This is a genomic window from Novipirellula aureliae, from assembly GCF_007860185.1.
Classification (GTDB): domain Bacteria; phylum Planctomycetota; class Planctomycetia; order Pirellulales; family Pirellulaceae; genus Novipirellula_A; species Novipirellula_A aureliae.
Genome location: NZ_SJPY01000003.1, coordinates 504,694 through 531,028, shown reverse-complemented (window position 1 = coordinate 531,028; position 26,335 = coordinate 504,694). Strand labels below are relative to the sequence as shown.

The window sequence follows — 26,335 nt, the reverse complement described above, 5'->3', positions numbered from 1 at the left end:
CCGGTCCCAGGCTGGAAGCCTAGGCCACGGCTAATGCGGCGAAGCGTTTTGAGAGCGACAACCTATAGCGGGAAATCGTCGAGAGCAGCGGCCTCGGCATAAAGCGGCATGTGCCGGTAATAAACTTCGAGAATCATGCAGGCAAACGAGGTGCTAGCCAATCGGCCTCCTTCAAGCGGTCCGCGATGAGAGCGGCTGTTGGGGAAATACCAACTTCCTTTTTCCCCATCCTTTTGGGATTGCGTCTCAACCAGCCAATCGCGAAGCTCAACATTGAACTTGTCCCAGACCGCACCGCCGTGATGGCGAAGCACCTGGGCAGCGTAGTAGTCGTAGTAAATGTCATTCTTTTGGACGCCAACGTTGCCAAGTCGCTTGACTCCCTCGACGATCCCCGGGTGGTTTTTGTCCCATCCGGTGTACATGCGGCAAAGCAATCCGATCGGCGTGCAAGGCAAGTGGGCTTCGGTGACTCTTCGGTCCATGTAGCCATAGGTGGCACCGTTGCTTCCCTGGACCTTATCGAGAAATTCAATCGAGCCTTGAATGGTTGCCGGAGGGACCTGCAAGTAGCCCATGTGCCCGCTTTTGAGAGCCATTATTTGCCATCCGGTCACCGAGGTGTCGCCAGCCATCTTGGGGAAATATCGCCAACCTCCATCGCTTGCTTGGGCGTAAACGATGAAGTTGAGCGAGGCTTGAGCGGGAAGCATCAGAGCGGGGTCCTTCGTCATTGCATACGCTTCGCAAAGGGCGATCGAAGCGAGGCCATGCGAGTAAAAATTTCCGGGGCCTTCGGTTAAGTCCAAGACAGGCATGCCTTGTATCTTTCCTGCTTTCCCGTTTTGAGCCAAGAACAGCAATGCGTTGCGAACGCGTTCTTTGTACTCGCCTTCCATGTGTGTTTGACCTGCTCCTAGGAAAGGTAGCAGGCCCAGCGCCGTTGCGGCATTGATCGCGCCAGCCCGTTTCGCCTCACCGGGGTCCCCACATCGATTGCGGCAAACCAAATGATGCTGAAAGGTCCAAGCTCCGTTTGCCATTTGATGCAAACTAAGCCATTTCAAGGCATCGCCGACTGCCGATTCACTCGCTGCATTGCCGCCATATTTTTTCAGCAGCTTTTCCCGGGTGTCGCCGCTGCGTCCCCCCATTGGAGAAGACGTGCCGCTCGCCAATGTTTTCAATGAAGATGCGACGGGGGCCATCTCCGATGCCAAGTCGCCCATCGGAATCGGTACCGGCGCAACTTCGAGTGCCTCCATCGCTGTCGGTTCGGGCATCTCTATTTCCTGTTCCGTATCGACCATTTGATCGGCGAGGCTCTCTATCTCGTCCACATCGCCCGAATCGATCTCTTCGATTTGGAATTCTTCCATTTCAGGGGTGTCTTCGCCTGCCCCGATCGCGGATAGCACATTCACCGTTTTGACTTCAGATGGAATGGTGATGAGTGCCAAGACTAGCAAGATGACAACATGCACAAACGTGCTGACCAACCAGGCTGGCATGAGGCGAAAGTAGAGGAAACGATTTCTTGGTCCATTCTGATCCGGTTCCTCACGATCGAATGCCCCATCGATGGGGATTGCCGCTAGACGGTCCGGGGGGATAGGGCTGGAGGCGATTGGCCCAAGTGTTCTCGGTTTTGGTACCGCTGGCGGTGGCGATGGGGCGACTTTCGGGGGTGTCGTCACTCCAGCGGTAATGCGAGTTTTGGACGGGCTCGTCTTTTGGGCGGCCAATTCTTTAGGGGCGGGGACCTTTACAGCCACCGGCATCTTCTTGTCTGTACTGCTCTCTGATGCAACTTTGTTTTCGTTCGATCGTTCGGAGTTCGGCCGCTTCGATTTCGACTCGACAAAATCGCTCCATTGCGGCTCATTGATTTCAGACATCGAAAACTCGTTACGGCGAAGGGAAAAGAAGCTGACGCGCCCGTAGAGACAAGCATCCGTGGCAGGCACCGCTACTAATAAGATTATAGGCAGGCTTAACGCGTTTTATCGAGGGTTAATTCCCCGCAAACCCAAGATTGGCAGTTCCTTGCTTATCGCTTCCAAGCATCTTGAACGGCTTGACGCACCAATCGTGTGCATGTTTGGTTCCGCTCGGCGGCCTCGACGACGTCGTCGTCTTCCGCGGTCAATCTTTCGCTGCCATCAGGAAGTGTCACGATTTTACAACGGATCGATCCAAATTCCGTTTCAATGCGTTCGCTCCGGCGGGGCAGTTTGTGGCGGTCCACCGCGTAGCGGCGGATTCCAATCGCCGTGCTATGCTCAAAGAGGCAGCGTTCCACAACCTCCACTCTCGAGAAGGGGGTGATGGCCGTAAGTTGTACCGCCGCACGTCCCTTTTTCATGACGCATGGAGTTTGGAAAACGTCGAACGCTCCAAGGCTCATCAGACGGCGAGTGCAATCGGCTAGTTGCTCGGGGGTTGCGTCGTCAAGGTTGGTTTCCATCACGACGACGCGGTCGGATGGCAAGACAACCGTGCCGCCAAGTTCGCTTTCGGCGCGAACCTCATCTGTTGCTTCGCCCAATAGCACGCGAAGCACGTTTGCTTGTTCGGTCAAGTCTTTCGTGCCAGATCCGTATCCCACCGCCGACAACGTCATTGCGGGCATGGTGCCGAACGCCGTCGCCGTTGCTTTCAGAATCGCGGCACCTGTCGGAGTCGTTAATTCCGCTTCAATTTGACTATCGGCAATCGGGATGCCGATCAGCAATTCGGTGGTTGCCGGTGCTGGGACCGCCACGCGGCCATGAGCGATCGTGATCTCACCACTGCCGGTCGGGACTGCGGAGGCCGCGATGCGGTCGATGCCGAGTGCCGTCATGGCAATGGCGGTTCCGACGATATCGGCGATCGAATCGATGGCGCCGACTTCATGGAAATGGACTTTTTCGATCGTCGAATGGTGAACTTTTGCCTCCGCTTCCGCCAAGCAACGAAAGATCCGATGGGCCAATCTTTTCGCTTTCTCGTCGATCAGGTCGGCTTGATCGATCATTTCGGTAATGTGATGCAAATGTCGATGAGCGTGCTCGGGGGGGTGGTCAATATGCACCTGAACCGCTCGAAAACCGTTTTTCTTGACGTTTTCCGCTCGGATAGACAGCTTGCCAAGTCCCAGCGAACGAACCGCCGTTTCAATGGTAGAAACGTCAAATTTTCCGGTTTGCAGGCCCAAGTCGATCAAGGCTCCGAGCGTCATGTCGCCGCTGATTCCACTGTGGCAATCGAAGTAAGCTATCGTTTTTGCAGGCTCTGGCATCGTTGTTTCGTTTCGAAAGAAAATGTCGGCATCGTTTTGCCGTTGAAGGATTTGATCAAATTGCTATACTGCCGATCCGTTCCGATTGGAAACACATTTGCAGTAGCCCCAGTGGGCTTCGCTGCGTTAAGCGTATACGAAACAAACGACGAGATCGATCCGATGAAAGTTGTCAGCAGTATCGGTGCCCTAAAGTACCGGCATCCCGATTGCCAAGTGGTCAAACGCCGAGGCCGAATTTATGTGATTTGCAAGAGCAATCCGAAGTTCAAAGTCCGCCAAGGTGGTGCCAAGGTGAAGAAGGCGAGGCGTTAAAGCACCGCGTGGCACAGGCTTCTAGCCTGTGTTCCAAAGAGCAACAAGCGTGGCACAGGCTTCCAGCCTGTGTTCCAAAAAACAACAAGCGTGGCACAGGCTTCTAGCCTGTGTTCCAAAGAACAACAAGTGTGGCACAGGCATCCAGCCTGTGTTCCAAAGAGCAACAAGCGTGGCACAGGCTTCTAGCCTGTGTTCCAAAGAGCAGCAAGTGTGGCACAGGCTTCTAGCCTGTGGTCCAAAGAACAACAAGTGTGGCACAGGATCCAGCCTGTGGTCCAAAGAACAAGAAGTGCCTTGCAAAAGACAGGCTAGAAGCCTATGCCACGATGATTCCAATCCATACCGAGCATCCTGGGAAACTGCCTCCCATCGAGCCACTCGATTTGTTGGTCGTTGCTCCGCATCCCGATGATGCCGAACTTGGCATGGGCGGGACGATCGCGAAAATGCGGTCGCTGGGAATGCGAGTCGGAGTGCTCGACTTGACCACCGGTGAGCCGACACCGCACGGGTCTGAGGCGATTCGCAAAACCGAGACAGCTACGGCGACCGAGCGATTGCAATTGACTTGGCGTGGCAACGCGGGATTGCCCAACCGAAAACTCCAACACACCTTGGAATCGCGTGAGTTGGTTGCCAGCTACTTTCGTGTTTTGCAGCCTCGCTGGATTTTTGCACCTTATTGGGAAGACGCTCACCCGGACCATGTTGCGGCGACCGATCTCATTGAAGCGGCACGGTTTTGGGCGAAGCTAAGCAAAACGGATATGCCTGGCGAACGATTTCATCCGGAGCGAGTTTTCTACTACTTCTGTATCCATTTAAAGTTGGCGGTGCAGCCCAGTTGGATTGTCGACATCAGTGAACATTGGGAAACCAAGCTTGCTGCGATCGAAGCTTATCAGAGCCAATTTATTGTTGGTCGTCCCTCCGAACCGCCCACGATGATCGATCGCCTACGGGATGAAGCAGCGAACTGGGGGCGTTTGATCGGGCGTCCCTATGGTGAGCCGTTCGCCACCAAAGAACCGCTTGGGCTGGAATCGCTCTTGGGGGTGATTTAAAGCTTACCCCGCATGCACCCGGTTTGTTCCCCGTTTCGGTTCGTTCCCCGTTTCGGTTCGTTCCCCGTTTCGGTTCGTTCCCCGTTTCGGTTCGTTCCCCGTTTCGGTTCGCTCCATGGCTCCTGCCTTGTAACCGGATGCTTCGCAGACGCTCGCCTGCCACCACTGTGTTTCCAAGTGGGAGTCTGGGGGGGCAAGTCTTCGGCCGCAACCGTGCTCTACGTGCTCTACGTGTTCTGCTTGCTCTACGTGTTCTGCTGGGCAAGCTGTAGTATAGTAGAGTTATCTGGTGTTATTTTTGAATCGATCTGTTCAACAAAGCGTGACCAACATGCCCGTCAAAATGCAGCTTGCTCGAATCATTATTTCCGAGCTTACCGAAAACCAAGTTATCTATTTGCACGAAGAAAACGGCGACCGCGAATTCCCGATCTTGATTGGGATTTTCGAAGCGACCAATATCGATCGGCGTGTGAAGGAAGAGTACCTTCCGCCACGCCCACTGACGCACGATTTGATCGTCAATGTTGCCAAATCGCTTGGCGCGAAAATTGAAAGTGTCGTCATCAGTGACCTCAGCGACCATACCTACTATGCCCAACTGAATCTTCGTAAAGAGGATGGCGAATTGGTGACGATCGATTCGCGACCAAGCGATGCGATTGCGGTCGCTGTCACGTTTACTCCGCCGCTCCCGATCTACGTCAGCGAACAAGTTCTCGACGAAGCCACCTCAGCCCCCTTTTAGTTTTCGACGACTTCCCATTCGAATGGCGTAGCTTTATGAGGCAACTGACCACACCCGAGCAGGCTCGAGAATTTGTGCTCGATCGCCGCTTTCGGGGACACACCGTCGGAGTGGTTCCGACGATGGGCGCTTTGCATGACGGTCACCTGGAATTGGTCCGCCAAGCGAAGCAGCATTGCGATGTTTCGATTGCGACCATCTTCGTAAATCCGACACAGTTTGGCCCGGGCGAAGATCTCGATAAATACCCACGTTTGCTTGAGCAGGATTTGAGTTTGTTGGAAAGGATTGGTGCCGATGCGGTCTTTTTGCCGTCATCCGAATCGATCTATCCGCCCGGTTTTTCGACGTTTGTCGAAGCGCCGGACGTTGGCTCGCCACTCGAGGGGGTTTGTCGGCCCAGTCATTTCCGCGGCGTGACGACGATCGTTTGCAAACTGTTTCAAATACTACCAGCGACCCATGCCTTCTTTGGCCGCAAAGATTATCAACAATTGAAAGTTATCGAAGCGATGGTTCGTGATTTGAACATCGCAATCGAGATCGTGGCTTGCGATACCGTGCGCGAAGAGGACGGCCTAGCTCTAAGCAGCCGCAATCGCTATTTGGATTCGGCGCAACGAATCCAGGCATTGGCATTGTCGCGAGCGTTACAGCGAGCGCAAGCGATGGCCACAGCGGGGACTCGGCAAACCGAGCAACTCGAACAAGCGATGCGTCAAGAACTCGATGGGCATGCTGACCACCCGGGAGTCGATCGGGTTGAGTATGCGGTGGTCGTCGATGCAGAAACCCTTTTGCCGCTGACCGATTTGAATCGACCGGCGGTCGCCCTGATTGCCGCATTCGTCGGCCAAACTCGTTTGATCGATAATCGATTGATCTCTGCTCTAATTTAGCCGTTTAGGCGTTCGCCTCGGTTCCCTATCTTGACCGCACTGAATGAAGATGAATATCACGGACGAGCCGGCTCCCAAGCCCGACCTGAATCTTGTACGCACGGACTTAGCGAACGAGCGAACGCTGCTCGCTTATGGTCGGACCGGACTGATGGTGTCGGGGACGGGAGTGACGTTGATCAAGTTCTTTGCCGATGAAGAAATCCTGCAGGTCATCGGATGGGCTTTTCTCGGCTTAGGGCTGCTCGTCGGAGCGGTTGGCTTGCTGCGTTTTGCAAGTCTTCACGCACGTTTACACCGCGATGGATAGCTGGCTACGATCTTGGTTTGATGAACGTCCGCTTGGAATAAACGTTTGCCTGGAATAGGGCGATCCCTCGACGATCAACGTCAGACTTCCTGTTAGGGAGGCCTTTGATGACCCCAGGTGTCAGGCAGCGTCGCAGGAGCGTTTGGGGCGACACTCCAATCCGTTCGCGAGTCCACGTATTCCGAGCCCGCTTCCCAATTTCGCCTGGGACGGTGACAATGCTATCTGCAAACCGTTCCGATTGCCGAAGTCGACTGCACAAACGTTTTTTTCTGGAGTAACCAACCCCCATGACCACATCACCCGCCACCAAACTGACCTCGACCGCTGCGTGGAAAGATCTAACGACGCAATTTGAGCTGATAGGAAAAAAACACCTTCGCGATTTCTTTGCCGAAGACGCTTCGCGAGCGGAAAAGTTCTCGGTTGAAGCTCTCGGATTATTGCTCGACTATTCCAAGAATCGTATCGATTCCGAGACAATGGAGCGATTGTTTGCGCTGGCGGAAACGGCAAACTTGAAACAGCACATCGAAGCGATGTTCAATGGCGAAAAGATCAATACCACCGAGGATCGAGCCGTTTTACACACGGCCCTGCGTGCTCCCCAAGACGCTGTCGTGATGGTCGACGGCGAAAACGTTGTTCCGGACGTCCATGCCGTGCTCGACAAAATGACCGAGTTCTGTAACCAAGTTCGTAGCGGAGCATGGAAGGGACAAACTGGCAAATCGATCCGCAACGTTGTCAACATCGGGATCGGCGGGTCGGATCTAGGGCCGGTCATGGCGTACGAGGCATTGAAGCACTACAGCAGTCGCGAGCTAACGTTTCGTTATGTTTCGAATGTTGATGGAACCGATTTTGCCGAAGCGACAATCGATCTCGATCCGGCAGAAACACTCTTTGTTGTTTCCTCCAAAACATTTACAACACTCGAAACAATGACCAACGCTCGTACTGCTCGGCAGTGGTTGTTGGCGGGTTTGGGCGGAGACTCGTCCGCGGTGGCCAAGCACTTTGTCGCCGTCTCGACCAATGCCGAAAAAGTAAAAGACTTTGGAATCGATACGAACAATATGTTCATCTTTTGGGATTGGGTTGGCGGACGTTACTCGATGGACTCTGCGATCGGTTTATCGACGATGTTGGCAATTGGCCCGGGCCACTTCCGAGACCTGTTGGCCGGTTTTCACGAAATGGACCACCATTTCCGGACGACGCCTTTCGAGCAGAATTTGCCCGTCATCATGGCTTTGTTGACCGTTTGGTACGTTAACTTTTTTGATGCCAAAACGATTGCCGTTTTGCCATACGATCAGTACCTCAAACGGTTCCCTGCTTACTTGCAACAATTGACGATGGAGAGCAACGGCAAATCGACGACGCTTGCGGGCGACCGTGTGAGTTATGACACCAGCCCAATCTATTGGGGGGAACCGGGCACAAACGGGCAACACTCGTTCTACCAATTGATCCATCAGGGAACGCACTTGATCCCATGTGACTTTATTGCCTTTGCCAATTCGCTCAACCCGCTTGGCGAGCATCAAGATTACTTGCTCGCCAATGTGATCGCACAAGGCGAAGCACTTGCGATGGGGAAAACGAAAGAGGAAGTCGAGGCAGAAGGCACCAATGCCGATTTGGTCCCACACCGCGTGTTCGAGGGCAATCGCCCATCGAACACGATCATGATCGATCGCTTGACACCATCGATTCTCGGAAAACTGATCGCGATGTATGAACATAACGTGTTCGTGCAAGGAGTGATTTGGCAACTCGATTCGTTCGACCAATGGGGAGTCGAGCTGGGCAAGGTATTGGCACAAAAAATTATCCCCGAGTTGCAATCGGCTGATGCAGAGCTGGCTCACGACAGTTCGACGAATCAATTGATCAAGACCTACCGCAAGCTAAAGGCCTAATAAGATGCCACGTAGCCCCATTCGTCGCCCGCCTGCCGATTTGGATTTGTCAAAAGTGCTGCGCGATATCGAATCGCTGCCACCAACACTGACGAGCCAATCGCTATTTGGAAACAACCTTCCGCTGGAAGTCGAAGTCGGTAGCGGCAAGGGGTTGTTCCTGGCAAACGCCTCGGAGCAGACGCCCACGCACAACTTTGTCGGCATCGAGATTCAATTCAAGTGTGCCGAGCACGCGGCGGGGCGTTTAGCGAAAGCAAAGGTCGGCAATGCGATTATGATTAGCGGGAACGCAGAGCCGCTATTCTTGGAGCGAGTCGACCCAGCAAGTTTAGAAGCGGTCCATGTTTACTTTCCTGATCCGTGGTGGAAAAAGAAGCACCGCAAACGACGGGTACTCAACCCAACGAGTATCGTCAGTTATGCACGCAGTATCCGCTCTGGTGGACGGCTGCATTTTTGGACCGATGTGCTCGATTACTTCGAAGACACCGTCGAGATGATTGCAGAGCTTGCACCGGAGCTAGGAGTACCGATTCCGGAAGTCGAAATCGAAGCAGACCATGATCTCGATTATCGAACGCATTTCGAACGTCGCAGTCGCAAAAATCGCATTCCTGTTTACCGCGTCTGTTATGAAAAACGCTAGGCTCTGTCAGAAAGCTCTTTTGATGGCCGAAAGTCTTGGCGACTTTCGCTACCAATTTAGGAACCGCGTTAAGAGTTCTACACCGGGCTGAGTCAAAAAACTTTCGGGATGGAACTGCCACCCTTCGAGCTTGAATTCCTTGTGACGTACGCCCATGATCTGCCTTTCTCCACCCGTGTCCGTCCATGCAGTGACCACTAAATCCTCGGGCAAGCTTTCTGGCTCAATCACCAAGCTGTGATAGCGAGTGGCGATGAAGGGATTGTCTAAATCGGTGAAAAAACCCTGGCCATCATGATAGATCTCATCGGTCTTGCCGTGCATTAATTGCGGGGCGCGAATGATCTTTCCACCGAATGCTTGGCCGATCGATTGATGCCCCAGGCAAACGCCCAGAAGCGGTATCGTGCCAGCAAACCGTTTGACGCACTCAACGCTTACCCCCGCTTCGCTTGGCGTGCAGGGACCCGGTGAAATGAGAATACGACGGGGGCTCAAGTTGGCAATCTCGTCCACCGATTTTTCGTCGTTGCGAAAAACGCGAACGTCGATCGACCGATCAATCTCACCGAGACGTTGGACTAAATTGTAGGTAAAGGAATCGTAATTGTCGATGACGATGACCATGTTGTATTGTCTCGAATGTTGATTTGGGCGTCGATGAAATGTCAAGAGGAAAATGACCTGAAAACGCTATTAGAAACAAAAAGGATATTCTTCGCACCTAGGGTGCAAAACGCTCTTTAGTCTTTCTAGCTCTAGCGATTATAATGAGGCTGTCGCGGCAGTACTGGGCGAGTGGAATCACGGCGAAATGCGATTCACACGTTTTGACAGACGATCGTGGTAAACGGTTCACTCATATCGCACTTTAATATTCTGGATCATTGCCGTGTTATCGGTTCGCCCCAAAGTTGCTGAATTAGCGTTCCACGTTTTCAGCCGTTCCTTGCATCCCGAACTCTATACGCTGCACCAGCGGCGTAAGATCGAACGAAGTGAATACGAATTGCAAATTGATATCACCAATTGCGGTCACGTTCTGACTTGGCAGGGTGCTGGGATGACGGTTTGCGAAGTGGCCACGAGTGCTCAACAACCGCTTCCAAAACGTCGCTGTTTGCTATCACGACCATTGAAAGGAAGCCGCACCGAACGAGTGGAATGCCGAGGCAACGTTCAATACAAAACTCATTTTCAACTCGAACCCGTTTCGCCCGATATCTTCTGGATGATGCAGCAGCAACTTGGTGACGGACAAACCGAAGGATTGCTGCATCGGTTTGACGCCAGCGGGCGGATGGCTCTTGGCGCGATGAGCTATGTCAACGTTGAAACCCGCCGAAAAAGTGTTCTCGTTCAATCGTTGCATACTTTTCCCGATGATTACGCGATCGTCAAAGTTGAATCGTTGGTGTCCATTGAACAAGACGTCTAAATGACGGACCTGTTTTGGTACCTCTTATTGGTGGTCGTCGGCTTCCTTGCCGGGATTTGTAACTCGATCGCGGGCGGTGGATCCTTTCTGAGTTTGCCCGCCCTGTTTTTGTTTGGGCTCGATCCTCGAGTCGCCAACGGAACCAACCGCGTCGCGGTGTTGTTTTCCAGTGCATCGGCGGTTGTGATTTTTCGGCGTCATGGCCAGCTAGATCAGAGATTCGCCAATTTGTTGACGGTTCCCACAATTGCAGGCGTTCCCATCGGTGCGATGTTAGCAATCTATTTGCCCGCTTCAGCGCTAGAGCCGATCTTTGGGAGTGTCTTTTTGGTGATGGCAGTTGTTTTGGCACTCAACCCAAAACGGGTCATCGAATCCCATGCTGCCGCAAATGCGTCGCCATGGAAAATGATGCCGGTATTCTTACTGATTGGTATCTATGTGGGATTCATTCAAGCGGGATTCGGGATCTTGCTGCTGATCGCAATGAGTTTGATGAACACCGGCGATTTACTTGCCTCCAACGCGGTTAAAAATTGGATCGGTTTTTGGGTCACCTTCATTGCCCTTCTCGTCTTCGCCGCTTACGGCTTGGTTGCTTGGGCACCAGGATTGTGTATGGCAGCGGGAAATTTAACAGGCGGGATTGTCGGTGCGAAATTGGCAATTCAAAAAGGTAATCGTTTGATCTTTGCATTCTTGATCGTTGTCATGGTGGCGACCGGAATCAAGTTGATTGTGACAAACGTTGTTTGAGCGGGAGTCCAGGCTTTCGCCGATTCCGTGAGTCGCATAAATCGGCTAAAGCCTGGACTCCAACGCTACTCGCTACGAATCGTGAGGAGCCCCTTCGGTGATCTGCCCGTAAAGTTGTTCGATACACGTCGCGATCAAGGCGGTCCAACCCGTTTGATGAGACGCTCCCAATCCTTCACCGGTATCGCCGTGAAAATACTCATAGAACAAAACATGGTCTTGCCATAAATGTTCGTTGCCAGTCATCCCGCTACCAATCAAGCACGGTCTTGCTCCGCCGCCTTCGGGGCATAGGAAGATGTTGGACAACCGCCGATTGATCTCATTGGCGACATTGTGCAAGTTCATTATTTTTCCCGAGCCGGTTGGGCATTCGATTTGAAATTCATCTCCATAGAACTCGTGGTATCGATGCAGTGCTTCGATAAGCAAATAATTGGGCGGAAACCAGATCGGTCCACGCCAATTGCTGTTTCCGCCAAACATCCAACTGTCGGATTCGCCGGGAACATACGCCACCGTATGCTGATCGCCTCGCACGGTGACCTGGAAAGGTTGTTGAAGATGAACCTTCGACAACGAACGAATGCCGTACTTCGACAAGAACTCGTTTTCATCGAGTAGAACGCTCAGGACTCGGCGCAGTCGATGACGCGGTGCGATCGAAATCAGCATACGGCGATGGTGTCCGGATGTTTCAGCGAACTCGATATGCTTTGCCAAATCACGTCGGTTTTGCAGAAACCAATCGAGTCTTTGACGGAATCCAGGTAGTTCGTCAAGCAGTTCCTCATCGAGAATTTCGATCGCAATCAATGGCAGGAGACCAACCAATGAGCGGACTCGCATCGGTACCGTTTCGTCATCAATTTTCAATTGGTCGTAATAGAACCCATCCTGTTCATCCCATAACCCACCACTTTCGCTGTGGTTCATGGCATCGATAATGCGGATGAAATGATCGAGGAATTTTGACGCCATGTCCGAATACGACTTGTCATCCCTGGCTAATTCGAGAGCCATCGACATCATTGTCCCGCAGTAAAAAGCCATCCAAGCGGTCCCGTCCGCTTGTTCAAGATGGGCTCCTTCCGGCAAACCTTTGCTGCGATCAAAGACGCCTATATTGTCGAGTCCGAGAAAACCACCTGCGAATACATTGTCACCGTTGCTGTCGACTCGGTTCACCCACCAAGTGAAATTCAACAGCAAACGCTGAAACGTCTGCTTCAAAAACATCGTATCACGGCGGCCTGCTTCCGCTTCCATTTGAAAAACTCGGAAACACGCCCAAGCATGAACGGGAGGATTGACGTCATCGAAATAAAATTCGTAGGCAGGCAATTGACCGTTGGGGTGCATGTACCATTCTCGAAGCAGTAGCATCAATTGGCGTTTCGCAAACGCGGGATCAATCCGTGCCGCGGGAATCATGTGAAATGCTAAATCCCATGCGGCAAACCAAGGGTATTCCCATTTGTCAGGCATCGACAGAATGTCACGAGCATAGAAATGCCGCCAATCACGATTGCGCCCGCTCTTCCGCGCCGGCGGCGGTGTCATCACGTCAGCATCGCCCTCGAGCCAATCGTCCACAATGTAGTGGTAAAACTGCTTTGTCCACATTAGCCCCGCATATGCGGCTCGCGACACATGCCGTTGTTCTGTCGTTTCGTTGGCTGGAATGATCGCATCGTAGAACGAATCCGCTTCCTTCCTTCGTAATTGCATCACACTTGAAAAACCATCGCCAAGATCCAAACGGTCGGAATCATCCGAATGGTTCGGATCCGCCAATCGAACTCGAACCCGCCGCGTTTCATCCGGTTCCAAATCCCATCGATAGACCGAAGCGACTTTTGTACCGTGATGTTTTGGATTGACCGCATCCGTCTCATTGCTTACCACGTACCGGTGAAACGCATCTTTGGTGTAAGGTGAAAAATTCTCGTCCTTAAACAATCGTTCCGCATTCGTTTCGTTCTCCGTAAAGATGAGTTCGCTGTCATCGATTGATTCGAATTGGCACACCATCGGTGGCAGTGTATCATGCTTCGTGCGAACGACATGTTCACGACCTGAACCCAATTGTTGAATCAACGGTTTGGTCGTGCAGCCTTCATGGCGACAACCCCATACCCAAGTATTGCGAAACCAAAGGGTGGGCAGTAGCGTTATTTCGTGAGCATCTCTTCCGTGATTGGTCACGGCAATTTCGATCAAAAGATCGTTTTCATCCGCTTTGGCGTAAGTCGCCGTCACATCGAAAAAACAATTTTTATCGAACAATCCTGTGTCGACAACTTCGTATTCGGGGTCGTTCAATCCCCGTTCGGAATTGACCTTCGACAATTCTCGATAGGGGTAGCGGGCATGAGGATACCGATACATTGCTTTGGCAAACGAATGCGTCGGAGTGGAGTCGAGGTAGTAATAGATCTCCTTGACGTCTTCGCCATGGTTGCCTTCGGGACCCGTCAGTCCAAACAAGCGTTCTTTCAAAATGGTATCGTTGCCATTCCAAAGAGCGACCGAAAAACATAGACGGCATTGCCGATCCGTAAAACCGAGCAGTCCATCTTCGCCCCATCGGTAGACCCGCGACCGCGCATGATCGTGCGGGAAGTCCGTCCAAGAATGACCGTTGGCTGAGTAGTCTTCACGAACCGTTCCCCATTGCCTTTCGGACAAGTAAGGACCCCAACGTTTCCAGTTTTTCTCTCGTGCCTCATCTTGTCGCAGTCGAGCGTGTTCGGGTGTCGGCATCCGTGATGTTTCCTTGGAGGTGCAAAGAACCGATTGTCGATTCAGCTCAGTTGTTATTCTAAGCGGCCTGGTCGCCATTCGTAGTGGATCTTGTCAAAAATCTTGGCCATTCGTAGTGGATCCTGTTAAAGATCCTGTCGCTCTCATCGTACCGGCGGCGTCCTGTCGCCGTTCCTACGACCCTTGTTGATGGATAACGGTGGTAAACCTATCGACGCCTTGCGACTGGCCCATCACGACAGAAAACCGGACGGAAATCAAGATTTCTGGCAACCACGCCAAAACGGCTAAAACACGAGACAATGCCTTCTCTCCGCTCATGCCGTTTCGAACAGACGGCCGCGACTGCGAGCGGTGGCTTTGGTTGGAGTGTCATCGGCGACGAAACCACGTTCGACCGGGTCGTGCTCAAGTGCTTTCAACGTTGATGCGAATGAGTTTTTTGAATGGCCATTGCATGTAGCGACCAGTTCGCGAACCTCTTCGGGATCCGTAATCTCGGACAACGGATGCATCCCTTGAGCGGTTTGTGCGGCGACGATGACTCGTCTACCAATTCGAATCAGTGTGATCGTGGTGCGGGCGTCGAGCGATGTGCTGCCCAGCGTTTCCACGATCTCGCTGGGGATTCCGGACGATCGCTTACTGCCTCCGCCGAACCGACGGGTTAACCAGACAAAACCTGCGAACAAACCGAGTACGACGGCCAAACTTGAACAAACCGTTATGGTCGGCGTCATCATCCCTTTCTCACGTGTGATCGGTTGCTCGCCATCAGTCGTCCTGTCAGCAGAACGGGGGGCTAATGCGGGAAAGCCAGACGCCAGGACTCGCGGGGAGGTGGGGGCGGGATCGATATCCGAACCGGCATCACGATTCCAAAGCATCCCACCGTTTTCGTCAGCCCGAGCATTTTCACCAGCCCGAGCGTTTTCACCAGCCCGAGCGTAGGCGGATGTCGGTGCGAAGGTCGCCTCGTCTGCGATGCTGGTGAGGGCATTTGAAAACAGGCCAACCAGCACGACACAGCGGACGAAAAATCGACTAAGCACTGACAAGCTCCGTTACACGAATACAAAAGTTATCGTTCATCACCAAGACTTCTCCACGTGCAATGAGTTTGCCGTTGACGATAATATCCACGGGGTCGCCCGCGAGTTTGTCGAGCGCGACGACCGAGCCACCGCGAAGCTGTAACACTTCTTCCAGTCGCATCTGGGTACGACCGAGTTCAATGCGAAGGTCGAGTTCAACCTCATCAAGCATCTCAATCGATTGCCGCTCGCCGACCGAGTCGTCAGCGTCTAGATTGCCCAGGTGATACGGTTCGGGACTCTGGTTGTTTCCACCCGTTGCGGATTCATTTTGATCCATCGAACCGGAGGCTTCCGCCAACAGTTTTTCGATATCATCCATCCCAAGATGTTCTTCCTGGTCCTTGGATTTCGGCGATTTGATAGATTTCGATTTGGGATCTGACTCTACCGCTGCCGCTGCATCGTCGGTTTTCTCATCAAGTTCGTTTGGGTCTGGCATAGCACACGTCCTTCCATGGACAGCGTTGTTTCACAGCAAAGTTTCACACTCACATCAATCACTCGGCGCGGATCCGCCGCAGACTAATCTGGGATCAGTTGGTAATTGTTGAATCCAACACCTAGAAAATAGTCTTTTTCGAGTAGATGATTACATGTCGTCAAAATTCGTCTTTCAAGCAACCCCAATTGGTTTTCTTGAAGCTCGGTTAAGGCGCTTGTACGTATTTTCATCCGAATAGCGTGCCGTAAACGCCCTTGTTTTTCTTCGATTTCCTTATCGATCACCTCCTTGTTTTTTTCACGAATTAAGCCGTACAAGCTCAACTCGAGACGAAATTCTCGTTCGGTATCGATGGGGCTAAACGTTTCACCGAATTGGCCGATTTGGATCTCAACCACTTTGTTCTCGTTTGATTGCATTTCCTCGGCTTCTCGCTCGTCCTCCTGGACCGATTCGATCAACTTCGCTTCGGCCATTGCACTGACTTGCTCGGCGCTCGGGACCATGAAGAAAAACATGGCCGATTCGAGTAAGACAATGGTTGCGACAAAAGCGATGACCAGCCCTCGCCCCGATCCGCTTTTGACCTCAACAGTGTTTTCAGCAACCTCGTTTTCATTTTCTGTTTTTTCTGCTTCGTCAGCCATCATGTCGCCTCCGGTTTCGAGTCAAAATTTTCTATCGTTTGAGCAGCTCTTTCTGCAGCCGTTCCGTGTAAATCGTCGACCGTTTCGTCGAGCAAGAACACTTCCACGCGTGGGTTACGAGCGATCGCGATCGAGCCACCCGCGCGGTGCATCGGTTCGCTATCGCCTGCCGAAGAGATGCGAAACCGCGAGGGGTTCAGTCCATGTGCTTCGATCAATGCATTTCGCACCACCATGGCTCGGCGAAATCCGAGCTGGATCGATTCGTCGGTCCCGGCGGTCCGGGCTGCGTATTCGGCCGATACGTGTCCGCGAACTTCAATTTTTTGTGGTTTGCCCCGCAATTGTGCGGCGACACTTTCGAGGGCGCTGCGGTTGGCCTCCGTCAATTGATCGAATCCCAGTTCGAAGGAGATTACCGAACCGACCGCAGTCATTTGGCCTGGCCGGATGATTCGTACCAATGGGTCCTCGCCAGATGGTGCTTTATCAGGCACGCCACCTTTCGCAGTATCCTTTTTCTTGGCTCGTCCTGTGGTTGATAAAACACTGAATTCAGCCGGCCGTGGTCGGGAATCGCCAGGCGATAACACATTCGATGTCTTCGTGTAGCCGAATTGTTGCTGCATCGAATCGACCAACGATTGATACTTTTCCTCATCCTTGATCTCGCTCAGCGAAACCAGCATGATAAAGAATGTCAACAGAAGGCTCATCATATCACCAAAGGTAACAACCCATTCGGGGATGCCTATTTCATCGGGTTCATCGTCCATTGGTTATTCTGCCTCTCGTTGTTTCGGTGGCAAAAACGTGCGTAGTTTTTGGTCGATTGCACGCGGGCTTTCCCCTTGTTGAATCGCCATCACACCACGAATCGCAATTTCCATGCTGACCATTTCGTTGCGGCTCAATAGCCCAAGCTTTTCCGCAAACGGACTGAAGAAAACATTTGCAACAATCGCCCCATAAAGGGTCGTGATCAGTGCGACTGCCATCCCCGCACCAATGCCCGAAGGATCGCTCATGTCTTGAAGCATCATGATCAAACCCATCAACGTGCCAATCATTCCGTAGGCGGGAGCAAAACGGCCGAGTTGATCCATAATGCTCTTGCCTTCACGGTGACGCACAGCGATTGCGTTGACCTCGGTACGAAGTACCTCTTCGACCACTTCGGGTGTGCTGCCGTCGACAGCCATTTGGATACCCGTGCGGACGAGCGGATTTTCGATATCACCTACTTTGGATTCCAGTGCTAACAAACCGTCGCGGCGAGCGGTTTCCGCCAGCTCGACGATCTGCTTGACCAACGCCAAGCGATCTTCGTTCTTATTCAAGAACACCTTGATGGCAACGATCGGCGACTTCAAAATACTACCAAGCGGGAAACAGATCAGTGCTGCGGCGCCGGCACCACCGACCACCACCAAAAAGGATGGAATGTCGATGAACGCAGAGAAGGGCGCGTTGCCCATCGCGATCGAACCGATGATCAATCCGATCGCTAAGATCAAACCGATCAGGCTAGCGATGTCCATAATGAATGCAGTTTAGGGTTGGTGGTTAGGAGGTTGGACAGGCGGAGGGATTGGACGTCATGTCGGTTGCAGGTAAACCAATTTCAGGACGAAGCATGATCTGTGGATTTGGCATCCAATGCTTGTGTTGCTGATACCGAACCGCGCGGTCGACGACCTCATCCAGACTTTCGCGGACCACAATACGTTCACCCGATGTCAACGTGATGAACGTATCGGGACGCCTTTCGACATACCGAATCAGGTCAGCATTGAGCACAAACGGCTCGCCATCGAGTCGCGATAGCTTAATCATCGATTTGTCCTCATTGAAATTTAGCTCTACCGTTAATTGAAAACGCAACGCATGCTTGGCTTTCAACAAAGCGTAGGACACACAAAAGGAACCGGCGGGATGTTGCAAAAAAGAAACGCAGACTTCCGATGAAGTATCGATGCAACGACGTTACACAATCAGTACAATAGGCATAATCATGTCAAATTCACGCAGCCCAAACTCCGAGGATGCCCCTGAGGATGCCCCTGAGGATGCCTCGGGAGCGGCCACGTTAAACGAAGCGAGCGTCAAAGCGATCTCTCCAACCGATCCGCGTGCCGATGTGGCACTCGGTTGTGCTGCAACGATCCTTTCGGTCGCGATCACCTGTGTTTTACTGTTTTTTAACGCATCCTTTGTGATGGCACTGATCAAGTTGCTCGAGCCGGTTTTGCCCATTTGGGCGCGAACAGCCGGCGCGACTCAGTTTTTGCTCTTCTTGATACCGGTGATTTTACTGGTCGCCGAATGGATGCTAATCGATTTTATTCGAAGTCGATTTCGTGTAACAAAGCCGCATTAGCGTGGCAGTGACGGTTTTCATTCGAGAGCGAGAAATATCCGTTATTTATACCGCTTGCAAAGCGTCAAAAGATCCGGCATACTTTGTCTACAAGGTCTGACCTGTGGGGCGAGTTGGGTTGCCGAATTGCATCCCGCCTTCCCATAATCGTGTGTTGGAACCGTGTTTGTAAAAAACCGCGTCAAGAGATATACTTTTACCACGACGCACCCGTAGCTCAACTGGATAGAGCATCGGTCTTCGGAACCGAGGGTTGGGGGTTCGAATCCCTCCGGGTGTACTGCGTTTTCGACACTTTTTGATTTTCAAAACTTGTCGGGGACAGAATTCGGGACAGAATTTTCTCGCTGAAAAGCAAATTGGCCTCGACGGGCTACCCGTCGATATCTGCGCAAAACCCTTCGCTCTGCGATGTGTGTTCTAGGTTTCCCCTAGATCCGATTGGAGGGTTTTCTCATGGCTCGTACTCCCAAGCCTTGGTTCGACAAGTCCCGTGACTGCTGGAAAGTCACCATCGCCGGTAAGCGGCACAATCTCGGCAGTAATAAAAAGGCTGCCTTCGATGAGTTCTACCGCTTGATGAGCACGCCGGTCAAACGGAAGAAAGTGAAGGCGCCAACTAAGTCGCTGCCAGCTATCATTGATGCGTTCTTGGAGTGGAATTCCAAGCATCGTGCCCCCGATACCTACGAATGGTATCGCTACCGCTTGCAACGCTTCGTCGACTTCTACCCCGATATCTCGGTCACGGCACTCAAGCCATATCACGCTGAACAGTGGGTCGATAGCTACCCGGATCTCTCGCGTACTTCCCGACGTAACTATTTCCGCTCGATTAAGCGTTGCTTGAAGTGGGCAAGACAGCAGGGCTACATCGACAGCAACCCTTTGGAATTACTGGAGATCCCTGGTGCTGATCGGAAAGAGGTCGTCATCCGCGACGACCAATTTTCCGCCGTACTGGACGCGGCCCTTGATCCCGCGTTTCGCGATCTGTTGATCGTGACTCGCGAAACCGGGTGCCGTCCGCAAGAATTGTTGCGAGTTGAGGCTCGCCACGTCGACGTCAAACAGCAACGCTGGGTGTTCCCCAAGCACGAATCGAAAGGAAAACGCGAACAGCGAGTCGTGTATCTGACCGATAAAGCCTTCGAGATCACCAAATCGTGGATGGCCAAAAAACCAAGCGGAGAGATCTTCCGCAACAATCGGGGCACCCCTTGGACGACCGATGCCGTGAACTGCCAAGTCGATCGCATCCGAATTCGGATGGGGAAAGCGGAAATGAAGAAACGCGGCTTGAAGATCAAAGATGACAAGATCAAGAAGTTGATCAAAAAGCTGAAGCAAACAAAAACAGCCAAAGGCGTCGTGCGTGCCAAGACACCGGCCGAAATTCGCTGCGAAGCCAAAGACAAGCTGACAAAACAAGAAGCGAAATTGCATGCTCCGCGTTGCTCGCTTTACAGCCTTCGCCACTCGTTCGCGACGCTCGCTCTCGAACGGGGCGTCGACTCAGTGACGTTGGCCAAGCTAATGGGCCATTCTGACACAACCATGCTGAGCCGCGTTTATAGTCATGTCGAGCAGAACCCCGCTTACATGGCAGATCAACTCAAGCGTGCCGCGGCATCTTGATGTGTTTGAGGCTTTGACGTGGTTCTTGCGGCTGTTCAGTCTCGTGTTCAGAGGGATCCGAGACCGTGGCCGCAAGAAAGCGAGCCAACTCATCTTCCGATACCCGAATCGTGCCTCGCCCAAGCCCAATGCGGTAGCATTTCAGGCGACCTTGAGAAAGCAAGCCATAGACCGTCGACGGGGCGACATTCAATCGGTCGGCGACTTCGTTGACGGTCAACATGCTCGATTTCATAGCTGATTCAGATTCGGGTAAGTGGACTTCCGCCTGACACTGACGGAGATCGATCCATCGAAACAGCAAAGTTCCTCGCTCTTGAACTTATCGTGATTGATAGCGCATTGCGCAAACACACCCGGTTCGCGGTTGAAAATTCGTCGAGGCAATCCTGGACGCAATTGGGAAGTTCGAATTGACTTATCTGCTTCTACCCAATTGCTGGTAGAGAGGGTCGTAAACTGGGAGATAAAGAGGGGCCCTTGCTTTTCGCTAGCCGAATCCGAGGAGCGATGTCGTGTCAAGGCCCACCTCTAGAGTTGGGACGATGCTCTTGCCGCCGAGCAAAAGACGTCGCCCCATCCCCTCCTGTGGGATGTTCGGTTCTGGCTCAGTCGGCGAGTGTTTACTCGGACATAATTTTGCAGAACTGTCGCCGGTAGTCGTTTGTAGTCCGGTCTGCGACAATCATCCACCGCGAAACTAGTAACCACACCCTTTCAGAAGCGGACCTTCAGTTTGGACGTTGAACTACACCATAAAGCCGTGGAGCAGACCCACGGGAATTTAGTCGCCGCTGCCGATCGTTTTGTGGGTTCGCTTGGTCACGGTGGGACCAACCCGCAAGCGATTGGACAAGTTGTGTTCTACGCACATGAACTCAGCAGGTTGCTACCACCGGAATTTCATCCGCCGTGGCTGACGGAATTGGACGTTGGTTTTGCTACAGCAGAACTTGACCCGCACGCAGGCGATCCAGAATTTGAGAAGTTGACCGCGTTTGTCGTTAAGAACCTACCGCAGATCAGCGCACCTCTTCTGTTCGGTGAGCAAGCCGAGTTTGATTTTGATTCCCGGTTCGATTCGATTCGTGATGAAGCGGGTGTGGCTGATGCCTTTGACAATCTCGTTTCAAAGATAGAAGCAATCATCGCGTTGGACGTGATCGATAGTCGTGTTGTGCAAGAAGCGTTGGAACGATTAAAAGCAATGTTGAAGCGTAGTCGCCACGGTTCATTCACCGCCGTTGTGATGTCGATTCACTACGGCAAGTTCATCGCCAGTGCCTTCCGAAAGACACTCGCCAAACTTCCCTTGGTTGGTCCAGCATTTGCGGCTTTCGATGAAGCGGTTTTGGATGCGGCAAACCGGGTTCAAGATGCAGAAGCAAAGATGAAGTCCGAAACAGTTCAACGGCTGATCAATCGTCAACGATTGATCGCCTAGCCGCCTCGGTAGCCACTGCGCGTCAGTTCCTCGAAGACTCGCGTCACCGTGATACGAGGATAACGCTCCAGTAATCGCGTGATTTCTTCGTTAAACGGATCCAGTTTACTGGCCCGCCGCGTTGGCACTGGCCCCAGACTCGCTGGCGGCGCGTCGGCATTGGCATCGGCTTGAGCCTGCACATCCGCATCGCGGGATTGTACGTGCGATTTGATAACGCTTGAGACTTGATAGCGACTGAGGTTCAGCTCCAACGCGATGCTGCGCAGCGATTGATGGTTCTGCCAACGGTGGATCACTTCGTTTTCTTGTTCGCGGTTCATGGTTGCTTCATCTCTTTCAAAAAGTCCTCGGTTGCTTCGGCGACCACCTTCGTTTCTTGCTCAAGCTTGACGAAGCCATCGGTTAACGGCTCTCGATCGATCGCTTGTAATTCCGAACGCCCTTTGTATCGGAGCCAACTGTTCATCTTGGCCAAGCAGTCTAAGAGTAACGCCAGGCGTTTGGCCGCTCGGTTACCTGAAGCACTCATTCGCGGATCCCATTGGTAGACGTAGTCCGCTTGTGATTGACGCAGAGCTTCACGTGGATTGGAGAGCACCAAGTGAGCCTGCTCGGCAGTGCTACTTGCAGAGAGTAGATCCACAACATCCGATAGTTCACGCGAAGTCAACGCGGCATCGGTAGCCGCTAACATGGCCGCTTTCTGGTTGCCGCGCGGCAACCGGATCAGATGTCTCGCTTGAGTTGGTGTTAACAGTCCAAGCCGCAATGACTCGCGAGCTTCGTCACAAAGTCGCTCGATCAATGCTAGTCGTCGATTCACCCAGCTCTTGTGGCGACCAAGCATCTGGGCAACTTCGGCTTGCTGGAGTCCATCCTCGCGAACGAGTGCAAAGATGACCCAAGCTTCCTCCAGTTCCACGGGTCGTCCGACGATGCGGTTCAGATTGAACAAGGCTGCCTTGGCTGCTTGCTCATCCACTTCCAACAACCTCGCTTGCAAGTGCGTAAACCCTTTGAGCGACCGAGCCGCACGTAAACGCTTGAAACCATCGACGAGTACCATCTGCCCTTCGAGTTGAAAGACGATGATTGGCGATACTTGGCCGTAGTCCTTGAGCGACTGCATCATCTGCCGCTCAAGCTTTGGTTGCACCAGACGGTAGCGTTGTAAACGCTCGTCAAGTATTTCCAGGGCAAGCATAGGATCTTGGATACCATCCCCGATGACTGTAATTTCGGGAGGTATTGGTTGAGAGTTTGGCATCGCCGATGGCTTCTCACGCTTTTGGAACCCGTACTTTTGCATCGAACCGGATGGAGTCGGTACGGAAGGTTTGTAGTGACAGGTTCGTAAGCGTAAGTGGACTTGGCGAGGAATCGATATGCGTCACACGAAAAGCCGCTTTGGAGAGGTTCAAAGAGGCCCGTCGCGTGCTCGATATGGCTTGGTCGCGAACTTCAAGATCCAGCGTCGCTCGCGTAACAGGACGCAGCGCAAAGCCTTACGGCAACTGAACGAACAGAACTTTTGCAGAGGTGATCTTGGATGCGGGGTGAAACGTTCGTAACAGCCAGGCCGATCACAGCAAGATTTTTCTTGAGAATCCTCTTTGTGATAGCCCTCGCGCGGCGTCTCGGAGGCATCGGATTGTGCTGGTTGGTCGGCCGCATGCTCCCGAGCTGCTTCGACTTTTTGTTCTTTAAGTCGGATCCGATAGCGAACCGCTTGAGCCCGGCGGTGTTCTCTTCCCTGCTCGGACTGACGATATTCCAGATTCGCCCGCGCGAGCCGCCAGCGTCTCGCAGCAGCTTTGCAGTCGGCAGAGCAATAGCGATCGAGGGGATGATTAGGAGGGAAATAGCGATCGCAACCCTTGAGAAGACACTTCCGGGGCGAAAGTCGGGATGATCCGCCTTGCCAGCGGATCGACGAGAAGGGATTCTTTAACAGGGCCAAGGGGAGCGTATACTCCCTGCAGGTCAAGTCTCACCGCTGGAGCGTCAACTCCACGGTGAGGCGATTCTAAAAACGACCACCGCCTCGGCAGCAGTCGCAAACGACCTCCCATTATAATCCGAGCCCGCCAGAAAACCGCCATCAGCGTTTAGCAGCCACCCTCAGCCAAACCGCTAAACTGGTACAATTTCAAACCGCTGTCGACATTCGACGAGTGGAATCGGGAAACTGGCCGGGATACTTCCGCTGTAGATCGTCAAAGAGTGTCTTGGCTTTGAGCCGTGGTTCTGCTTCGAGCAATCGTTCGATGCCGGTCCATACCTCGGCAAAGGGATCGGTTCGGGTTCGGTAGTTGCGAATGGCCCTGCGTTCGGAAGGGAGTCGTTGAGAGTCCCGGTACGATCGTGCTGTTTTTTTATCCATCGAAGCCATCCTGGCAGAAGCGGCGAGAGGCTTGCCAAGGGCCAGCCAACGCCTGAGTTCAAGAACTTGTCCATCCGTGGTCATCGCGATCTCCTAAAAGGGGAGTCGTGATGATGCATAAGTAGTCCCCAACAGGGGAATTCTAATTGTCGCTGATCCGGGAAACATTCCGTCGTGAAACACGCCGCAAAATCAGCTCAACAGGGGAATTCTAATTGTCGCGGAGAGGGAAAACTAATTGTCGCTAGACAGAACACCTTCCAACTGATCGAAATCACCCCACAATGCTGGTGTCCAGCTTGCTTTCACTAAATTATCTTCATCTGGCTCAATATGCAAAACCAATTGCCCGGAGTTTAGGAACGCAGATTCAACTGCGACAAAGTCAGCGGGATCATATTGCAAGGCTGGATCATTCATCGAGTCCACTTCCACGTAAACGTCGCGTTGGTCAAACTTCGCATCCGCCAATGTATGATCAACTATTCCGTTTTCATCAAAGTCAATGCCATTTTTTTCCCACTGATCGTGTGGGGGTTCGCTTCGCGGGGGTCAGTCTTGATTTTCGGTTTTCGTTCATTGAAAACCGAAGATCAAGACTGACCCCGACGAAGTCCTCCGCTGCTAATTTTAGCTGCGATTTCATTGGCTTCCTTCCAAGTCAAGTCACTGTGTGCAAGCAGGGATTCTGTCGGCATCCAAGCTTTCGTAAAGTGTCCTGGCTCTAGCGAACAACGAATGTTAAAATACTGTTGTTCGGTCAACTCAGTCATTTGCCACAACATAACTTCACCTGAACGTTGGCCAGCTTCGACCGGTATCTCAACGAACGTCATTCCCCATCGATTCTGAATAAATCGAAAGTCTTTTGGACTGAGTTGCGACCAAGCGCACTGCTGTGAAAGAAGCATGATTGCCATGCCCGCAATTAAACTTCTACTGGCCGCAATGAGTCCATTGTTTTCCCTCATGACCATAATTAGCTGACCTTCATGTTCGAGAACTTAACTCCGCTGCCCCAATGAGCTTGAACAAAAAACCGGCCAAGGGGTATCGTAAATGAATCATCCGAATACGCCAACCAATTATTGATCCAAACATGGTTTGCACCATCCACCAACTCGGTATATTATTGCGGATCCACTTTCTTTTCTAGGACAAATCGAACGGTGGTCATCATTTCTTCATCTCCCTGTGGCTGAGCGGAAAATCGCTTCCAGCAACTGTAGCAGCCTTCTGAATCCGGCTTTCCCCGAACGACTCGGCTATGGGTACTAATAGCAGGCCCTTGTGGATCGATGCTCGGTTTCGCATCGTAGGTATGCACTGAATACCAGTCCTGACAATATTCACCAAGTCCGCGTTTCATGTCATACAGCCCGAAGGCATTCGGGTCGTTTGCCGAGACTTTCCATGCACTTAAATTGGATGGGTCTCTGACGGGTGGACCCTCCCGAGTATCCCCACTACGGCAGGCGTACTCCCACTCCGCTTCGGTTGGTAAGCGATAATTAAACTCATCATCGAGATTGCTTAATTCTCTACCAAGTTGATATGCCTCGTTCCAGCTATCAATAATTACAGCAGACTCTCCTTCCAACATAGGCAGACCGCGAGCCGCCCTCAGTTGATTGCTCTCTTTTCGCATGCGATCATAATCAGGCAGTGCTCGTAAGCTTGGTTGTTTAGTCGCTCGTATTTGGGACAATTGGCGACCGGTTAATGGCGTTATGGAGAGTGCAAATGGTTTCGAGATTCTCACAACATGGGGCAGCTCGGAACCGTCTCCCCGATCCGATCCCATCAAAAATTTCCCGGCAGGTATTGTTATGAACTTCATACCGAATTTGTTCTCGATATACTCAGTCTTAGCGTGCTCAATCATTTGCCGAGGTGCTACCACCTCTTCTTGCTTTCCTCGACATCCCATCAGAAAAAGGATCGACGCACAGAGAGCGATTGCCGGTTTTAACCCGCCGGATAGACCAACCCGACGAACGAAGTGTATATGTTTGTTTACTAAAGACATGTAGCTATACATTAACCGACATATTCGAGAATGTGACTCCACTGCCCCAATGGCTTTGAACTAAGAAAGAACCTAGGGAACCGAAAAACAGATCATGTGAATAGGTGACTTCA

Annotated in this window: 29 protein-coding genes and 1 tRNA gene; 13 read left to right on the top strand and 17 right to left on the bottom strand. The window is 52.4% G+C overall.

The features are described 5' to 3' along the window. Positions 1–62: 62 nt before the first annotated feature. Entirely contained in the window at positions 63–1,898 is a 1,836-nt protein-coding gene (locus tag Q31b_RS11350; protein ID WP_231617483.1) for a prenyltransferase/squalene oxidase repeat-containing protein, read from the bottom strand. A 152-nt stretch (positions 1,899–2,050) separates the two neighbouring features. Then, the gene (gene larC / locus Q31b_RS11345; protein ID WP_146599781.1) at positions 2,051–3,283 is read right to left on the bottom strand and encodes a nickel pincer cofactor biosynthesis protein LarC; all 1,233 of its coding nucleotides are present in this window, start codon (positions 3,281–3,283) and stop codon (positions 2,051–2,053) included. Positions 3,284–3,445: 162 nt separating this feature from the next. Here larC and ykgO point away from each other — a divergent pair, with 162 nt between their 5' ends. The 7 genes from ykgO to trmB all read left to right on the top strand — a co-directional run bounded on the left by ykgO (position 3,446) and on the right by trmB (position 9,199). Next, entirely contained in the window at positions 3,446–3,598 is a 153-nt protein-coding gene (ykgO, locus tag Q31b_RS11340) for a type B 50S ribosomal protein L36 (RefSeq protein WP_040763550.1), read from the top strand. 329 nt (positions 3,599–3,927) lie between these two features. Then, complete coding sequence (gene bshB1, locus Q31b_RS11335; RefSeq protein WP_146599999.1) at positions 3,928–4,665, top strand: bacillithiol biosynthesis deacetylase BshB1; 738 nt, start codon at positions 3,928–3,930, stop codon at positions 4,663–4,665. A gap of 331 nt (positions 4,666–4,996) precedes the next feature. Beyond that, positions 4,997–5,413 (top strand): bifunctional nuclease family protein, encoded by a 417-nt coding sequence (locus Q31b_RS11330; protein WP_146599998.1) that lies wholly within the window; start codon positions 4,997–4,999, stop codon positions 5,411–5,413. A 35-nt stretch (positions 5,414–5,448) separates the two neighbouring features. Continuing rightward, positions 5,449–6,312 carry a pantoate--beta-alanine ligase gene (gene panC / locus Q31b_RS11325; protein ID WP_146599780.1) on the top strand — a complete coding sequence of 288 codons (864 nt, stop codon included), beginning with the start codon at positions 5,449–5,451 and terminating at the stop codon, positions 6,310–6,312. Positions 6,313–6,355: 43 nt separating this feature from the next. After that, entirely contained in the window at positions 6,356–6,622 is a 267-nt protein-coding gene (locus Q31b_RS11320) for a DUF202 domain-containing protein (protein WP_146599779.1), read from the top strand. A 290-nt stretch (positions 6,623–6,912) separates the two neighbouring features. Next, complete coding sequence (gene pgi, locus Q31b_RS11315) at positions 6,913–8,550, top strand: glucose-6-phosphate isomerase (protein WP_146599778.1); 1,638 nt, start codon at positions 6,913–6,915, stop codon at positions 8,548–8,550. 4 nt (positions 8,551–8,554) lie between these two features. Beyond that, the gene (trmB, locus tag Q31b_RS11310; protein WP_146599777.1) at positions 8,555–9,199 is read left to right on the top strand and encodes a tRNA (guanosine(46)-N7)-methyltransferase TrmB; all 645 of its coding nucleotides are present in this window, start codon (positions 8,555–8,557) and stop codon (positions 9,197–9,199) included. Between the two features lie 48 nt (positions 9,200–9,247). On the opposite strand, the gene Q31b_RS11305 is transcribed toward trmB, so the two are convergent. After that, the gene (locus Q31b_RS11305) at positions 9,248–9,826 is read right to left on the bottom strand and encodes an anthranilate synthase component II (RefSeq protein ID WP_146599776.1); all 579 of its coding nucleotides are present in this window, start codon (positions 9,824–9,826) and stop codon (positions 9,248–9,250) included. A 265-nt stretch (positions 9,827–10,091) separates the two neighbouring features. Here Q31b_RS11305 and Q31b_RS11300 point away from each other — a divergent pair, with 265 nt between their 5' ends. Continuing rightward, on the top strand, positions 10,092–10,637 hold the full coding sequence (locus Q31b_RS11300; protein ID WP_146599775.1) for a DUF2617 family protein: 546 nt from the start codon (positions 10,092–10,094) through the stop codon (positions 10,635–10,637). Beyond that, positions 10,638–11,393, top strand: a complete 756-nt coding sequence (locus tag Q31b_RS11295; protein WP_146599774.1) for a sulfite exporter TauE/SafE family protein — start codon at positions 10,638–10,640, stop codon at positions 11,391–11,393. 72 nt (positions 11,394–11,465) lie between these two features. Here Q31b_RS11295 and Q31b_RS11290 read toward each other — a convergent pair whose 3' ends face one another. From Q31b_RS11290 to Q31b_RS11260, 7 genes are all read right to left on the bottom strand, one after another. Continuing rightward, the gene (locus Q31b_RS11290) at positions 11,466–14,159 is read right to left on the bottom strand and encodes an MGH1-like glycoside hydrolase domain-containing protein (protein ID WP_146599773.1); all 2,694 of its coding nucleotides are present in this window, start codon (positions 14,157–14,159) and stop codon (positions 11,466–11,468) included. A gap of 317 nt (positions 14,160–14,476) precedes the next feature. Next, positions 14,477–15,211 (bottom strand): FliO/MopB family protein, encoded by a 735-nt coding sequence (locus tag Q31b_RS11285; RefSeq protein ID WP_146599772.1) that lies wholly within the window; start codon positions 15,209–15,211, stop codon positions 14,477–14,479. Continuing rightward, positions 15,204–15,695, bottom strand: coding sequence for a flagellar motor switch protein FliN (gene fliN / locus Q31b_RS11280; protein WP_146599771.1), 492 nt, complete (start codon positions 15,693–15,695; stop codon positions 15,204–15,206). The genes Q31b_RS11285 and fliN overlap by 8 nt, the downstream gene beginning before the upstream one ends. An 83-nt stretch (positions 15,696–15,778) precedes the next feature. After that, the gene (locus Q31b_RS11275) at positions 15,779–16,348 is read right to left on the bottom strand and encodes a dihydrolipoamide acetyltransferase (protein WP_231617481.1); all 570 of its coding nucleotides are present in this window, start codon (positions 16,346–16,348) and stop codon (positions 15,779–15,781) included. After that, entirely contained in the window at positions 16,345–17,121 is a 777-nt protein-coding gene (locus Q31b_RS11270; RefSeq protein WP_146599770.1) for an OmpA/MotB family protein, read from the bottom strand. The genes Q31b_RS11275 and Q31b_RS11270 overlap by 4 nt, the downstream gene beginning before the upstream one ends. Positions 17,122–17,124: 3 nt before the next feature. Next, positions 17,125–17,886: a motility protein A gene (locus Q31b_RS11265; protein ID WP_146599769.1), complete on the bottom strand. Its 762-nt coding sequence runs from the start codon at positions 17,884–17,886 to the stop codon at positions 17,125–17,127. A 25-nt stretch (positions 17,887–17,911) separates the two neighbouring features. Further along, the gene (locus Q31b_RS11260) at positions 17,912–18,181 is read right to left on the bottom strand and encodes a flagellar FlbD family protein (RefSeq protein ID WP_146599768.1); all 270 of its coding nucleotides are present in this window, start codon (positions 18,179–18,181) and stop codon (positions 17,912–17,914) included. A 178-nt stretch (positions 18,182–18,359) separates the two neighbouring features. On the opposite strand from Q31b_RS11260, the gene Q31b_RS11255 reads away from it, so the two are divergent. The 3 genes from Q31b_RS11255 to Q31b_RS11245 all read left to right on the top strand — a co-directional run bounded on the left by Q31b_RS11255 (position 18,360) and on the right by Q31b_RS11245 (position 20,363). Further along, positions 18,360–18,725, top strand: a complete 366-nt coding sequence (locus Q31b_RS11255) for a hypothetical protein (protein ID WP_146599767.1) — start codon at positions 18,360–18,362, stop codon at positions 18,723–18,725. A gap of 206 nt (positions 18,726–18,931) precedes the next feature. Further along, a tRNA-Arg gene (locus tag Q31b_RS11250) sits at positions 18,932–19,005 on the top strand. Positions 19,006–19,181: 176 nt separating this feature from the next. Beyond that, positions 19,182–20,363 carry a tyrosine-type recombinase/integrase gene (locus tag Q31b_RS11245; RefSeq protein ID WP_146599766.1) on the top strand — a complete coding sequence of 394 codons (1,182 nt, stop codon included), beginning with the start codon at positions 19,182–19,184 and terminating at the stop codon, positions 20,361–20,363. On the opposite strand, the gene Q31b_RS11240 is transcribed toward Q31b_RS11245, so the two are convergent. Then, a complete protein-coding gene (locus Q31b_RS11240) occupies positions 20,341–20,598 on the bottom strand; it encodes a helix-turn-helix domain-containing protein (RefSeq protein WP_146599765.1) in 258 nt (85 codons plus the stop codon). The genes Q31b_RS11245 and Q31b_RS11240 overlap by 23 nt on opposite strands. A 501-nt stretch (positions 20,599–21,099) precedes the next feature. Here Q31b_RS11240 and Q31b_RS11235 point away from each other — a divergent pair. Next, complete coding sequence (locus Q31b_RS11235; RefSeq protein ID WP_146599764.1) at positions 21,100–21,807, top strand: hypothetical protein; 708 nt, start codon at positions 21,100–21,102, stop codon at positions 21,805–21,807. Here the strand turns inward: Q31b_RS11235 and Q31b_RS11230 are convergent. From Q31b_RS11230 to Q31b_RS11205, 6 genes are all read right to left on the bottom strand, one after another. Beyond that, positions 21,804–22,130: a hypothetical protein gene (locus Q31b_RS11230; RefSeq protein ID WP_146599763.1), complete on the bottom strand. Its 327-nt coding sequence runs from the start codon at positions 22,128–22,130 to the stop codon at positions 21,804–21,806. The two genes, Q31b_RS11235 and Q31b_RS11230, sit on opposite strands and share 4 nt — an antisense overlap. Continuing rightward, positions 22,127–23,077 carry a ParB/RepB/Spo0J family partition protein gene (locus tag Q31b_RS11225; RefSeq protein ID WP_197171364.1) on the bottom strand — a complete coding sequence of 317 codons (951 nt, stop codon included), beginning with the start codon at positions 23,075–23,077 and terminating at the stop codon, positions 22,127–22,129. The genes Q31b_RS11230 and Q31b_RS11225 overlap by 4 nt, the downstream gene beginning before the upstream one ends. Before the next feature lie 882 nt (positions 23,078–23,959). Continuing rightward, positions 23,960–24,193, bottom strand: a complete 234-nt coding sequence (locus Q31b_RS11220; RefSeq protein WP_197171361.1) for a hypothetical protein — start codon at positions 24,191–24,193, stop codon at positions 23,960–23,962. Between the two features lie 234 nt (positions 24,194–24,427). Then, the gene (locus Q31b_RS11215) at positions 24,428–24,613 is read right to left on the bottom strand and encodes a hypothetical protein (RefSeq protein ID WP_146599760.1); all 186 of its coding nucleotides are present in this window, start codon (positions 24,611–24,613) and stop codon (positions 24,428–24,430) included. 173 nt (positions 24,614–24,786) lie between these two features. Further along, positions 24,787–25,029 (bottom strand): hypothetical protein, encoded by a 243-nt coding sequence (locus Q31b_RS11210; RefSeq protein WP_146599759.1) that lies wholly within the window; start codon positions 25,027–25,029, stop codon positions 24,787–24,789. Between the two features lie 293 nt (positions 25,030–25,322). Next, positions 25,323–26,222, bottom strand: coding sequence for a formylglycine-generating enzyme family protein (locus tag Q31b_RS11205; protein WP_231617480.1), 900 nt, complete (start codon positions 26,220–26,222; stop codon positions 25,323–25,325). Positions 26,223–26,335 lie beyond the last annotated feature (113 nt).